Raw genomic sequence first — 12,407 nt, forward strand, 5'->3', positions numbered from 1 at the left:
CTCAGGCCCGTCCCGCCATCACGCTCGTCCGCTGCCCCTCGGCCCGCACCACGTCGGCGGCGGGGATGTAGAACTCGCGATTGTAGTTGAAGGTGTGGATCACGGTGACGAGGAACATCGTCACGAAGGTCGCGGCCGCGAGCCACCAGATGTACCAGATCATCGCGAACGAGAAGCCGATCGAGACCACGCCGAGGATCACGCCGGTGGCGGTGTTCTTCGGCATGTGGATCGGCTTGTAGCCCTTGAGCGGGCGCTCGTAGCCGCGCTTCTTCATGTCGGACCACGCGTCGAGATCGTGGATGACCGGGGTGAAGGCGAAGTTGTAGTCCGGCGGCGGCGAGGCGGTCGACCACTCGAGGGTGCGGCCGTTCCAGGGATCGCCCGTGAGGTCGCGCAGCGCCTCGCGGTTGCGGATCGAGACCACGAACTGGACGATCATCGACAGGATGCCGAGAAGGATCAGCACCGCGCCGAAGGCGGCGATCACGAACCAGATCTGCAGCGACGGATCGTCGAAGTGGTTGGCGCGGCGCGTCACTCCCATCAGGCCGAGGACGTAGAGCGGCATGAAGGCGAAGTAGAACCCCACCGTCCAGAACCAGAACGACATCTTCCCCCAGAACGGGTCCAGCTTGAACCCGAAGGCCTTCGGGAACCAGTAGGTCACACCGGCGAAGCTCCCGAACAGCACGCCGCCGATGATGACGTTGTGGAAGTGCGCGATCAGGAACAGCGAGTTGTGCAGCACGAAGTCGGCCGGGGGCACGGCGAGCAGCACGCCGGTCATGCCGCCGATGGTGAAGGTAACCATGAAGCTCACGGTCCACATCATCGGCAGCTCGAACCGGATCCGGCCGCGATACATCGTGAACAGCCAGTTGAAGATCTTCGCGCCCGTCGGGATCGAGATGATCATCGTCGTGATGCCGAAGAACGAGTTCACGTCGGCGCCGGAGCCCATCGTGAAGAAGTGGTGCAGCCAGACGAGGTACGAGAGGATGGTGATGACCACGGTCGCGTAGACCATCGAGGCGTAGCCGAACAGGCGCTTGCCGGAGAAGGTCGAGGTCACCTCCGAGAAGATGCCGAACGCCGGCAGGATGAGGATGTAGACCTCCGGGTGGCCCCAGATCCAGATGAGGTTGAAGTACATCATCGGGTTGCCGCCGAGGTCGTTCGTGAAGAAGTGCGTGCCGACGTAGCGGTCCATCGACAGCAGGGCGAGGACGGCGGTGAGGATCGGGAAGGCCGCCGTGATCAGCACGTTGGTGCAGAGCGAGGTCCAGACGAAGATCGGCAGCTTCATCATGGTCATGCCCGGCGCGCGCATCTTCACGATGGTCGCGATCAGGTTGATGCCCGAGAGCAGCGTGCCGATGCCGGCGATCTGCAGCGCCCAGATGTAGTAGTCGACGCCGACGCCCGGGCTCATGTCCGCCCCCGAGAGCGGCGGATAGGCGAGCCAGCCGGTGCGGGCGAACTCGCCGACGAACAGCGAAGCCATGATCGTCATGGCGCCCGAGACCGTCATCCAGAAGCTGAAGTTGTTGAGGAACGGGAAGGCCACGTCGCGGGCGCCGATCTGCAGCGGCACGACGTAGTTCATCAGGCCGGTGACGAACGGCATCGCCACGAAGAAGATCATGATCACGCCGTGCGCCGTGAAGATCTGGTCGTAGTGGTGCGGCGGCAGGTAGCCCTCGTTGGCGCCGAACGCGACCGCCTGCTGGGCGCGCATCATCAGCGCGTCGGCGAAGCCGCGCAGCAGCATGACGAAGGCCAGCACGATGTACATCACGCCGATCTTCTTGTGGTCGACCGAGGTCAGCCAGTCCCGCCAGAGCGGGCCCCAGAAGCGGTAGTAGGTGATCGCGCCGAGCACGACGAGGCCACCCAGCGCCACCATGGCGAAGGTCACCTGAAGGATCGGCTCGTGGTAGGGGATGTCTTCCAGCGAGAGCCGTCCGAAGACGAGCTTCTGGAGATCCGGATTGGAGAACATGGGTTCGATCCGTTGAGGGTGGTTCGGCGGCGGGGCGCCGGTCCTACTTGTTGTTGAGCTGCGACGGGGCGACCGAGTCCCGCTCCGGCGCCGGCATCTGGTTCTCGGGTTTCGTTCCGTTTTCGTGGACGTGCGGGTTGTTGCCGTCGGGCTTCATGCCCTGCGGCTGCTCCTGGCCGTGCGGGGTGCGGCCGGACGCGGGTGCTGTGGCACCCGGCGCCTCGTCGCCCTGCTCGATGTGGCGGTTGTCGTAGCGGAGGCGCTCGCGGTTCTCGGTGGAGTCCTTGCCGGCGCCGCCCTTGGCGTCGATGGTCATCATCTCGCTCATGCACATCTTGCCCGGCACGGCGCACATGTTGACGATGGTGTCGAACAGCCCGTCGGCGACGGACTTGTAGTACTTCACCGGCTCGGCCTCGCTCGGCTTCTCGAGCTTGAGATAGTCCTCGCGGGTGAGGTCGGAGCCCTGCGCCTTCGCCTTGGCGACCCAGGCGTCGAACCCAGCATCGTCGAGGCCGTGGAACTTGAACGTCATCCGCGAGAAGCCGGTGCCGCTGTAGTGCGAGGACAAGCCGGCATACTCGCCCGGCTTGTTGATCACCGCGTGGAGCTGCGTCTGCATGCCGGGCATCGCGTAGATCATCCCGGCCAGCGCGGGGACGTAGAAGGCGTTCATCACCGAGGCGGCGGTGATCTTGAAGTCGATCGGCCGGTCGACGGGGGCGGCGAGCTCGTTGACGGTGGCGATCCCGTATTCCGGGTAGAAGAACAGCCACTTCCAATCGAGGGCGACGACCTCGACGGCGAGCGGCTTCACGCCGGCCGCCACGGGGCGGGCGGAGTCGATCCGCCGGAGCGCCCGGAACGGGTCGAGGGTGTGGGTGCTGATCCAGGTGAGCGCGCCGAGCGCGATGATGATCAGCAGCGGCGCCGTCCAAATCACCACCTCGAGCTGGGTCGAGTGGTGCCAGTCCGGATCGTAGGGGGCCGACTCGTTGGTCGCCCGGTAGCGCCAGGCGAAGATCAGCGTCAGCGCGATCACCGGGAGCACGATCAGCAGCATCAACCCGACCGAGGCGAGGACGAGGTTCCGCTGCTGCAGGGCGACGTCGCCCGAGGGCTGCATCACCACGAGGTTGCAGCCGGCGAGCAGCCCGGAGAGCGACACGGCGCAGAGGCCCCGCAGGAGCCGGGCGGCCGTGCGGGCCGGGGGACGGGAAGGTGAGGCGGAGCGTGCCACGGCGATCAACTCGGTTTGCCTGGCCGGCGGGCCCTGGGGCCGTTCGGCGCGAACATGTATCGGAACGGGTGAGGGACGACGCGGGCCTCCCGACTACATCTGACGCATCTCGGAACGGTCGAGGGTGAGGGCAAGGAGCGATGCCGCCGCACCCGAGAGCAGGTAGAGGCCGACCATCCACAGCCCGTAGCGGGACGAGAGCCAGAGGACGACCAGCGGGGCGAAGCCTGCGCCGAACAGCCACGCCAGATCCGAGGTCAGCGCCGCGCCGGTGTAGCGGTAGCGCGCGCCGAGCCGCGCCGTCACCGCGCCGGCGGTCTGGCCGTAGGCGAGGCCCATCAGCATGAAGCCGATGGTGACGTACATGGTCTGGCCGATCGCGCTGTCGCCGAACACCAGGGGCGCGATGATGCTGCCGAGGGCGAAGACGGCGATCAGGCCGGAGCTGAGCAGCAGCGCGTTGCGGCGGCCGATCTGGTCGGCGATCAGCCCGGAGGCCGCGACCGCGCCGGCGCAGACGATGGCGCCCGAGCACTGCACGATCAGGAACTCGCCGGGCGAGCGATCGGTGAACAGGGTCAGCCAGCTGATCGGGAAGATCGTCACGAGGTGGAACAGCGCGAAGGCGGCCAGCGGCACGAAGGCGCCGATCCACACGTCCACCGCATGGTGGCGCACCACCTCGATCACCGGCACCGGCTCGAGCCGGCCCTTCTCCATCAGGCGGACGAACTCGTCGGTCGCCACCAGCCGCAGGCGGGCGAACAGCGCCACGACGTTGATGGTGAAGGCGCAGTAGAACGGGAAGCGCCAGCCCCAATCGAGGAAGTCGGCCGAATCGAGGTTGACGAGGAAGAACGAGAACAGGGCGCTGGCGACGATGAAGCCCAGGGGCGCGCCGAGCTGGGGGATCATCGCGAACCAGCCGCGGCGCTCGCGCGGGGCGTTCAGCGCCAGGAGCGAGGCGAGCCCGTCCCAGGCGCCGCCGAGCGCGAGGCCCTGGAGGATGCGCAGGCCGGCCAGCAGCCAGATCGAGGCGTGGCCGATGCTGGCGTAGCTCGGCAGGAAGCTCACCGCCGCGGTGGCGCCGCCGAGCATGAACAGCGCGATCGTCAGCTTGACGCCGCGGCCGTGCCGCCGGTCGACGGCCATGAAGATCACCGAGCCGATCGGCCGGGCGATGAAGGCGAGGGAGAACACCGCGAAGGAGTACAGCGTGGCCGTGAGCGCATCCGGCTCGAACGAGAAGAACACCTTCGGGAACACCAGCACCGAGGCGATGCCGTAGACGAAGAAGTCGAAATATTCCGAGGCCCGGCCGATCACCACGCCGGCCGCGATCTCTCCCGGCGCGACCTTATGGTCGGTCGAGACGAGGTGCGCGTCGCGCTCGAGGGGCGAGGAGTTTGCCAGGGCGGGCTCAGGGATCATGTCGGACAGCCGGCTTGCTCGATGACGACGGTGACGCGGTGCGGCGATCGACGCGAGGCGTGCGCCGGGACCGCGACCGGAAGGTATCCGCTCAGGGCCGTCGGTGACACCGCCGCGTAGTCGCAGGCCGATCAGGGCTGTCCCGGCTGATAGCGCAAGGCTGCGCGATGGTCTCCCTTGAATCCGGCATGTCCATGCCGTCCCGGACGCATGACCACGTCTGTCCCACGTCTTCGTCGTGTCACGCAGGAGCCGCGACGCAGCCGCGTCAGCGGGCGTTCTGCGGCACGTCGACGGTCAGCATCGGCAGCGTGATCGTGCCGGCGGGCGCGGGCGGGCTCGCGAGCAGCGCGAAGGCGGCGACGCTCAGGGCGAAGCCGAAGGCCAGCAGCGACGTTTCGAGGCCGTGGTAGAATGCGTCCATCGCCCGAGCTCCGACCTCGCATCAGGGGGCGATGATCGCGCGGGTGGGTTAAGCGAACCGTAACGTCCGCCCGCCCGGCTTGTCCGGGGGAAGGCCAGCGGGCGCCGTGCGCCGGGGCGGGTCGGGCCGTCAGGCGCTGCCGGCGGCCTCCATCCGGGCGAGGTCCGGCGCACGCGGCTGAAGCAGGGCGGCGGCGAGATGCGCTTCCAGCACGATCAGGTCGGTGTCCGGGTCGGGCACCCAGCCGCAGGTGCAGGTCGTGCCGGCGCCGTGCGCCGCGGCGATCTGGCCGTAGAGCACGCCGATGGTGCGCGACGCGGCTTCGAGGGCGGCCATCACCGACAGGCCCTGACCATCGAGGGCGTGCCAGAACGCCCGCGTCAGCGCCTGCTCGACCGCCGCCTGCCCGCGGGTCTCGTCGCAGCGGCACCGATTCGATTCGGCGATCATCGGCGGCCTCCGAAGCGGCGCGCCCGCTTCGGCTGCGGGCTCGCCGCGACGTGGTCGATCAGGTCCGGCAGGCGGTGCAGGCGCAGGCCGAGGCACGAGCCGTCCCACCACGCCACCGTCACGCAGGCATCGATCAGGTCCATCACCCGTCCCATTCCGGCCTCCAGCGCTCGGCGAGCACGCCACCTTGAGAGCAAGGCGGAAGTACATCGCCGGAGAACGGTCTAGCAGGGATGGAAATCGACAATCAAGCGACGTCGACAATATTGGAAACGTTGTAATTTCAATCTTCGTCGGGCGATATCGAAGTTTATAGTTGAAACGATTCCATGGTACGCCGCAGCCGTCATGCACCGATCGCGACCAGGACGGCGCCGGCGGCGATCAGCGCCACGCCGAGCCAGTTGGTCGGGCTCAGCGTCTCGCCGAGCAGGACCACGCCGAAGATCGCCACCAGCACGACGCTGAGCTTGTCGATCGGCGCGACGCGGGCGGCATCGCCCAGGGACAGGGCGCGGAAGTAGCAGAGCCACGAGGCGCCGGTGGCGAGCCCCGACAGGACGAGGAAGACCGCGCTCCGCCCCGGGATCCGCGCGAGGTCGGCCGCCTGGCCGGTGACGGCCACGATCGCCGCCGTGAGGCCGAGGATCACCACCGTGCGGACGAGGGTGGCGACGTCCGACGGCACGCCGGCGACGCCGACCTTGGCCAGGATCGCGGTGAGCGCGGCGAAGGCCGCCGAGAGCAGCGCCCAGAAGCGCCAGGACTGCATCAAGGCCATCATCACGCCGGGCCCGTCACAGGATCGCGCGCATCAGCAGCAGCCCGGCGAACAGGCCGGCGAGGCCGAGCACGACCGAGCCGACGATGTAGATCGCCGCCGCGCCGGCCTGGCCGCCCTCCAGCAGCATCACGGCCTCCAGCGAGTAGGACGAGAAGGTGGTGAAGCCGCCGAGCACGCCGGTGGCGATGAACAGCCGCAGCGGCTGCCCGCCGCCCCGCAGGGCGAACCAGCCGGTGAACAGGCCCATCAGCACCGAGCCGACGATGTTGATCGCCATGGTGCCGTAGGGAAAGCCCGACCCGAGCCGCAGGGACGCGGTGCTGACGCCGTAGCGCGCCACGCCGCCGACCCCGGCACCGACGAAGACGAGGAGGAGGTTCATGACGACCGCACGGCCCGAGGATTCGGAGCGGGCGCCGTAGCACATTCGGGACCGCGGCGACGGCCCGCATCCGGGCCGCCGGCTTCGGACGGGCGCCCGGGGCCCGTCGCGATCTCCTCGCAGGCGAACGGCCTCGGCCGCGGCGGGTGCCGCGGCCGAGGCCGTCTCGACCGTACCGTCGCCGAGCGGACGTCGCTCGGGCCGGGTCCGTTAGCCCAGGATCTTGTCGACCGTGATCGGCAGGTTGCGGATGCGCTTGCCGGTGGCGTGGAACACGGCGTTGGCCACCGCCGCCGCGGTGCCGACGATGCCGATCTCGCCGAGCCCCTTCACGCCGAGCGGGTTCGCCTTGTCCTCCTCGTCGACGAAGATCACGTCGATGTCGTGGATGTCGGCGTTCACCGGCACGTGATACTCGCCGAGATTGTGGTTCATGAAGCGGCCGATGCGGTCGTCCATCATCGACTCCTCCTCCAGCGCCGAGCCGATGCCCATCACCACGCCGCCGAGGATCTGGCTGCGCGCGGTCTTGGGATTCAGCACCTTTCCGGCCGCGATCGCCGAGACGACGCGGGTGACGCGGACCTGGCCCAGCTCCTCGTCCACCTTCACCTCCACGAAGATCGCCGAGTGGGTGTAGGCCTCGTACTTGGCGTTGAAGTCCTTGTCGGGGGCGGCGTTGGCCGTGGCCTCGACCTTGTCGACGCCGGCCGCCCGCAGCACGTCGACCAGGGCGACGCTGCGCGTGGGGTCGCCCGCCACCGCGATGCGCCCGTCGGCGAAGGCGACGCGCTCGAAGTCGACGTTGGCCAGCGGCGAATCCTCCATCTGCCGGGCGAGCTTGAACACCTGCTCGCCGACGTCGCGGCAGGCCTTCATCACGGCGGTGCCGGACGAGGCCGCGGTCCAGGAGCCGCCCGCCACCGGCGCCTCGGGCAGCGCGGTGTCGCCGAGCTTCGTCGTCACGTCCTCCATCGTCAGGCCGAGGGTGTCGGCGGCGATCTGGGTGAGGATCGTGTAGGTGCCGGTGCCGATGTCGCCGGTCGAGTTGCCGACCTCGAGCTTGCCGTCCGGGGTGAGGATGGCGCGGGCGCTCGTCTGCATCATCATCGATTCCCAGACGCCCGAGGCCATGCCCCAGCCGACGAGCTCGCGGCCCTCGCGCATCGAGCGCGGTTCCGGGTTGCGCCGGTCCCAGCCGAAGCGCGCGGCGCCCTCCGAGAAGCAGCTCTTCAGCGCCTTCGAGCCGAAGGGCTTGTTCTCGGCGGTGGCGTCGGCCTCGGTGAAGTTCTTCAGGCGGAGCTGGATCGGATCGAGGCCGCTCGCGTAGGCAAGCTCGTCCATGGCGGTCTCGATCGCGAAGACGCCGGTGACGGCACCCGGCGCGCGCATGTCGCCAGGGGTGTAGGTGTCGAGCTTGGCGATCTTGTAGGTCAAGAGGACGTTGTCGCAGCGGTACATCACGCCCGACCAGTTCACGACCACCTCCTGGTAGTCCTCGAAGGTCGAGGTCGCGCCGACCGCGTCGTGGCGCAGCGCCAGGAGCGTGCCGTCGCGCTCGGCCCCGAGGCTGATGGTCTGCAGCGCCTCCGGCCGGTAGGTGATGCTCCACATCTGGTCGCGGGTCAGCACCACGCGCACCGAGCGCTCGAGGTCGCGCGCGGCCAGCATCGCCAGGAAGAGCTGGTATTGCGGGCGCAGGCCCGAGCCGAAGCCGCCGCCGAGATAGGGGTTGAGCACCCGCAGGTCGTCCTTGGCGATGCCGAACACCTTCGCGAGGTAGGCATGGCTGTTCGAGACGCCCTGGACCTTGTCGTAGACCGTGTACTTGCCGTCGCCCTCGAAGATCACCGTCGAGGCGTGGGGCTCCATCGGGTTGTGATGCTCGGTGGCGAGGCGATACTCCTGCTTGAGCTGGATCGCCGAGGCGTCGAACGCCGCATCCGCGTCGCCCCAGGGCTTGGGCGGCGGCTTGATGCCGTTGCGCCGCATCGGCGGCTCGTAGGCGAAGGCGTTGGCGGCTTCGAGATCCGTCAGCGGCTCCTCGACCTCGTAGTCGACCGCCACCAGCGCCGCGGCGTGGCGGGCCGTCTCGAAATCCTCGGCCACCACCAGGGCGATCGGCTGGCCGCTGTAGTGGATCTTGTCGTCGTACAGGGCGCGGAAGGGCGAGCCGGGGGGCGCGACCTGATCTTGGTAATTGTAGTCGAGCCAGGCGGTGCGGGTGCGGTTCTCGTGGGTCAGCACCTTGACGACGCCGGGCACGGCTTCGGCCTTGCCGGTGTCGATGGTCCTGATTCGGCCCTTGGCGATGCCGCTCGACACCACGTAGCCGTGCAGCAGGTCGGGGGCGGCGAACTCGCCCGCGTATTTGGCGAGGCCCGTCACCTTGGCGGGGCCGTCGACGCGGCTGCGGGCGCTGCCGACGAACGTGTCCCGGCCGGTGGAGGAGAAGGTCTGGGTCATCGGGGCCTCACTGGATGCGCTTGTCGGTGATCGATTGCGGCGTGCCGGCGGCGGCCTGCTCCAGGCCGCGCACGATGGCGCGCCGCGCCAGCTCGACCTTGAAGGCGTTGCCTGCCTGCGGCTGGGCCTCGGCCACGATCAGGTCGGCCGCCGCCTGGAAGCTCTCGCGGGTGGCGGGCTTGCCCTGCAACAGCGCCTCGGCCTCGCGGTTGCGCCAGGGCTTGTGGGCGACGCCGCCGAGCGCGAGGCGGGCGGTCCGAACCGTGTCGCCGTCGAGCTCGAGGGCGGCGGCGACCGAGACCAGCGCGAAGGCGTAGGAGAGCCGATCGCGCAGCTTCAGGTAGGTGACGTGCTGGCCGAAATCGCGCTCGGGCAGGTCGACCGCCACGACGATCTCGCCGGGCTTCAGCGTGGTGTCCTGCTCCGGGGCGTCGCCCGGCAGGCGGTGGAACTCGGAGAAGGGAATCACCCGGTCGCCGTCCGGCCCGCTCACCTGCACCACCGCCTCCAGCGCGGCCAGCGCCACGCACATGTCGGAAGGGTGCGTCGCGATGCAGCTCGGGCTGGTGCCGAAGATCGCGTGGATGCGGGTGACGCCGCCGATCGCCTGGCAGCCGGAACCGGGCTGGCGCTTGTTGCACGGCGTGGACGTGTCGTAGAAATAATAGCAGCGGGTGCGCTGGAGCAGGTTGCCGCCGGTCGAGGCGGCGTTGCGCAGCTGCGCCGAAGCGCCGGCCAGGATCGCGTTCGACAGCAGCGGGTAGCGGGCGCGGACGCGCGCGTCGTAGGCGACGGTGGCGTTCGTCGCCAGCGCGCCGAGGCGCAGGCCGCCGTCGTGCTCGACGATCTCGCCGAGCGGCAGGCGGGTGATGTCGACGAGGCGGCCGGGCCGCTCGACGTCGTACTTCATCAGGTCGATCAGGTTGGTGCCGCCCGCGATGAAGCGGGCCCCGGGTGCGGCGGCGAAGGCCTGGACCGCCTCGGCCACGGTGTCGGCGCGGACGTAGTCGAAGCGGTTCATCGGGCTTCCCCCTGCATCACGTCCTCGATCGCGTCGACGATGTTGGTGTAGGCGCCGCAGCGGCAGATGTTGCCGCTCATCGCCTCGCGGATCTCGTCGCGCGAGTGGGCGTGGCCCTCGTTCATCAGGCCGACCGAGGAGCAGAGCTGGCCGGGCGTGCAGTAGCCGCACTGGAACGCGTCGTGCTCGATGAAGGCCTCCTGGATCGGGTGGAGCCCGTTCGAGCCGGCGCCCGCGTTGGCGATGCCGGCGAGGCCCTCGACGGTGGTGATCTCGGCCCCGTCCTTCATCACCGCCAGCGCCAGGCAGGAATGCACCCGCGTGCCGTCGACCAGCACCGTGCAGGCGCCGCACTGGCCGTGGTCGCAGCCCTTCTTGGTGCCGGTGAGGTCGAGGTGCTCGCGCAGCAGGTCGAGCAGGGTGGTCCAGGGCGCGACCTGAAGCTCGCGCGGCTGGCCGTTGATGGTGAGGCGGATGCCGATCCGGTTGTCCGCCGCGACGGGCGAGCCGCTTTCGATGAGCATGGGGCGTTCCAAGAAAAAGGGGTTTCCGCACGAACCGCGCGGGGGAGGGCGACCGACGTCGGGCACCGCCCGGTCTCGCGACGGGTCGCGGGACGTGTCGCAGGACTTGCGTCCGGCCAGGCTGCGCGACGGCCGCCGTTCCTCCCGATAACGGTTCCAATCTGCGGCTGTTCCCCGGGGCGGGCGATCGCGCTGCGGGCGAAACGGTTTCCGTTTGCGCACGCCTCGGCTAACCCTGGGCCGGACAGCCGAACCGTCCCAGGAGCCCCGATGGCCGCCCTCGATTCCGTCCTCAACGACATCGACAAGGATCTCGACAACGCCCTGGAGCGCCTGTTCGCCTTCCTGCGGATCCCGTCGATCTCCACCGATCCGGCCTATGCCGGCCCGTGCCGCGAGGCGGCGGCCTGGCTCGCCGCGGACCTGACGGCGCTCGGGTTCGAGACCTCGGTGGAGGAGACCTCGCTCCATCCGGTCGTGCTGGCGCACAAGCCGAAGCCGGGGGCGCCGCACGTGCTGTTCTACGGGCACTACGACGTGCAGCCGGTCGATCCGCTGGCCTTGTGGGAGACGCCGCCGTTCGAGCCGCGGATCGCCACCGACGCCAAGGGCAACAAGACCATCGTCGCCCGCGGCGCCTCCGACGACAAGGGCCAGGTGATGACCTTCGTCGAGGCCTGTCGGGCGCATCTGGCGATGAACGCCGAGCTGCCCTGCGCGGTCACGATCCTGATCGAGGGCGCCGAGGAGAACGGCTCGCAGGGGCTGCCCGAATGGGTGGCGCAGAACAAGGACCGGCTCGGTGCCGACGTCGTGCTGGTGTGCGACACCTCCATGTGGAACCCGACGACGCCGGCGATCACCTCGTCCCTGCGCGGGCTCGCGTACTTCGAGGTCGAGGTGACCTGCGCCGACCGCGACCTGCATTCGGGCTTCTTCGGCGGCGCGGCGCGCAACCCGATCCACGTGCTGTCGCGCATCCTCGCCGACCTGCACGACGCCGACGGCCGGGTGACCCTGCCGGGCTTCTACGACGGGGTGCACGAGCGCCCGCCCGAGGTGCTGGAGCAGTGGCGCGGCCTCGACTTCACCCCCGAGAAGTTCCTCGGCCCGATCGGCCTGTCGGAGCCGGCCGGCGAGCGCGGCCGGCTGCTGATCGAGCTGGTGCAGTCCCGGCCGGCCTGCGACGTCAACGGCATCATCGGCGGCTACACCGGCGAGGGCACCAAGACGGTGATCGCCGGCAAGGCGAGCGCCAAGGTCTCGTTCCGCCTCGTGGACGACCAGGACCCGCAGAGGCTCGCCGAGACCTTCGAGGCGTTCGTGCGCCAGCGCATCCCGGCCGACTGCTCGGTGAACGTGATCTGCTACAAGGGCTCGCGCGCGATCAGCCTGCCCTTCGACATGCCGGAGCTCGAGACCGCCCGCGCCGCGCTCGCCGACGAGTGGGGCGTGCCCGCGGTGACGGTGGGCGCCGGCGGCTCGATCCCGATCGTCGGCGACTTCAAGCGCCTGCTCGACCGCAACACCCTGCTGATCGGCTTCGGCCTCGACGACGACCGCATCCACTCGCCGAACGAGAAGTACGACCTGCGCAGCTTCCACAAGGGCACGCGCTCGTGGGCGCGCATCCTGTCGGCGCTCGGACGGGGCTGACCCCCGCGCGCACGGCAGGGCACG

General features: G+C 69.3%; 12 protein-coding genes. 1 reads left to right on the plus strand and 11 read right to left on the minus strand.

Features of this window, described 5'->3' with window-relative positions:
- Position 1: 1 nt before the first annotated feature.
- From cyoB to MKK60_RS14845, 11 genes are all read right to left on the minus strand, one after another.
- The gene (cyoB, locus tag MKK60_RS14795) at positions 2 to 2,005 is read right to left on the minus strand and encodes a cytochrome o ubiquinol oxidase subunit I (protein WP_243986828.1); all 2,004 of its coding nucleotides are present in this window, start codon (positions 2,003 to 2,005) and stop codon (positions 2 to 4) included.
- Between the two features lie 43 nt (positions 2,006 to 2,048).
- Complete coding sequence (cyoA, locus tag MKK60_RS14800; RefSeq protein WP_409567405.1) at positions 2,049 to 3,245, minus strand: ubiquinol oxidase subunit II; 1,197 nt, start codon at positions 3,243 to 3,245, stop codon at positions 2,049 to 2,051.
- Positions 3,246 to 3,338: 93 nt separating this feature from the next.
- Positions 3,339 to 4,676 (minus strand): MFS transporter, encoded by a 1,338-nt coding sequence (locus MKK60_RS14805; RefSeq protein WP_147728166.1) that lies wholly within the window; start codon positions 4,674 to 4,676, stop codon positions 3,339 to 3,341.
- Positions 4,677 to 4,944: 268 nt separating this feature from the next.
- Complete coding sequence (locus MKK60_RS14810; protein ID WP_187274828.1) at positions 4,945 to 5,100, minus strand: hypothetical protein; 156 nt, start codon at positions 5,098 to 5,100, stop codon at positions 4,945 to 4,947.
- 129 nt (positions 5,101 to 5,229) lie between these two features.
- Positions 5,230 to 5,550 carry a hypothetical protein gene (locus MKK60_RS14815; protein ID WP_147841997.1) on the minus strand — a complete coding sequence of 107 codons (321 nt, stop codon included), beginning with the start codon at positions 5,548 to 5,550 and terminating at the stop codon, positions 5,230 to 5,232.
- On the minus strand, positions 5,547 to 5,693 hold the full coding sequence (locus MKK60_RS14820) for a hypothetical protein (protein WP_243986829.1): 147 nt from the start codon (positions 5,691 to 5,693) through the stop codon (positions 5,547 to 5,549). The genes MKK60_RS14815 and MKK60_RS14820 overlap by 4 nt, the downstream gene beginning before the upstream one ends.
- Positions 5,694 to 5,896: 203 nt before the next feature.
- The gene (locus MKK60_RS14825) at positions 5,897 to 6,334 is read right to left on the minus strand and encodes an EamA family transporter (RefSeq protein WP_243937256.1); all 438 of its coding nucleotides are present in this window, start codon (positions 6,332 to 6,334) and stop codon (positions 5,897 to 5,899) included.
- 13 nt (positions 6,335 to 6,347) lie between these two features.
- Positions 6,348 to 6,716, minus strand: coding sequence for a fluoride efflux transporter CrcB (crcB, locus tag MKK60_RS14830; RefSeq protein ID WP_243986830.1), 369 nt, complete (start codon positions 6,714 to 6,716; stop codon positions 6,348 to 6,350).
- A 210-nt stretch (positions 6,717 to 6,926) separates the two neighbouring features.
- On the minus strand, positions 6,927 to 9,182 hold the full coding sequence (locus tag MKK60_RS14835) for a xanthine dehydrogenase family protein molybdopterin-binding subunit (RefSeq protein WP_243986831.1): 2,256 nt from the start codon (positions 9,180 to 9,182) through the stop codon (positions 6,927 to 6,929).
- A gap of 7 nt (positions 9,183 to 9,189) precedes the next feature.
- Complete coding sequence (locus MKK60_RS14840) at positions 9,190 to 10,203, minus strand: FAD binding domain-containing protein (RefSeq protein WP_243986832.1); 1,014 nt, start codon at positions 10,201 to 10,203, stop codon at positions 9,190 to 9,192.
- Positions 10,200 to 10,727, minus strand: coding sequence for a (2Fe-2S)-binding protein (locus MKK60_RS14845; protein WP_243986833.1), 528 nt, complete (start codon positions 10,725 to 10,727; stop codon positions 10,200 to 10,202). The genes MKK60_RS14840 and MKK60_RS14845 overlap by 4 nt, the downstream gene beginning before the upstream one ends.
- A gap of 270 nt (positions 10,728 to 10,997) precedes the next feature.
- Here MKK60_RS14845 and MKK60_RS14850 point away from each other — a divergent pair, with 270 nt between their 5' ends.
- Positions 10,998 to 12,383 carry a M20/M25/M40 family metallo-hydrolase gene (locus MKK60_RS14850; protein WP_147727411.1) on the plus strand — a complete coding sequence of 462 codons (1,386 nt, stop codon included), beginning with the start codon at positions 10,998 to 11,000 and terminating at the stop codon, positions 12,381 to 12,383.
- Positions 12,384 to 12,407: the final 24 nt, after the last annotated feature.

This window comes from Methylobacterium sp. J-092 (assembly GCF_022829325.1).
In the GTDB taxonomy this organism is placed as follows: domain Bacteria; phylum Pseudomonadota; class Alphaproteobacteria; order Rhizobiales; family Beijerinckiaceae; genus Methylobacterium.

Excerpts from the sequence above, each read along its gene's own strand:
- cyoB (WP_243986828.1), bottom strand. The coding sequence starts at position 2,005 with ATGTTCTCCAATCCGGATCTCCAGAAGCTCGTCTTCGGACGGCTCTCG.
- MKK60_RS14805 (WP_147728166.1), bottom strand. The coding sequence starts at position 4,676 with ATGATCCCTGAGCCCGCCCTGGCAAACTCCTCGCCCCTCGAGCGCGAC.
- MKK60_RS14810 (WP_187274828.1), bottom strand. The coding sequence starts at position 5,100 with ATGGACGCATTCTACCACGGCCTCGAAACGTCGCTGCTGGCCTTCGGC.
- MKK60_RS14815 (WP_147841997.1), bottom strand. The coding sequence starts at position 5,550 with ATGATCGCCGAATCGAATCGGTGCCGCTGCGACGAGACCCGCGGGCAG.
- MKK60_RS14820 (WP_243986829.1), bottom strand. The coding sequence starts at position 5,693 with ATGGACCTGATCGATGCCTGCGTGACGGTGGCGTGGTGGGACGGCTCG.
- MKK60_RS14825 (WP_243937256.1), bottom strand. The coding sequence starts at position 6,334 with ATGATGGCCTTGATGCAGTCCTGGCGCTTCTGGGCGCTGCTCTCGGCG.
- crcB (WP_243986830.1), bottom strand. The coding sequence starts at position 6,716 with ATGAACCTCCTCCTCGTCTTCGTCGGTGCCGGGGTCGGCGGCGTGGCG.
- MKK60_RS14835 (WP_243986831.1), bottom strand. The coding sequence starts at position 9,182 with ATGACCCAGACCTTCTCCTCCACCGGCCGGGACACGTTCGTCGGCAGC.
- MKK60_RS14840 (WP_243986832.1), bottom strand. The coding sequence starts at position 10,203 with ATGAACCGCTTCGACTACGTCCGCGCCGACACCGTGGCCGAGGCGGTC.
- MKK60_RS14845 (WP_243986833.1), bottom strand. The coding sequence starts at position 10,727 with ATGCTCATCGAAAGCGGCTCGCCCGTCGCGGCGGACAACCGGATCGGC.
- MKK60_RS14850 (WP_147727411.1), top strand. The coding sequence starts at position 10,998 with ATGGCCGCCCTCGATTCCGTCCTCAACGACATCGACAAGGATCTCGAC.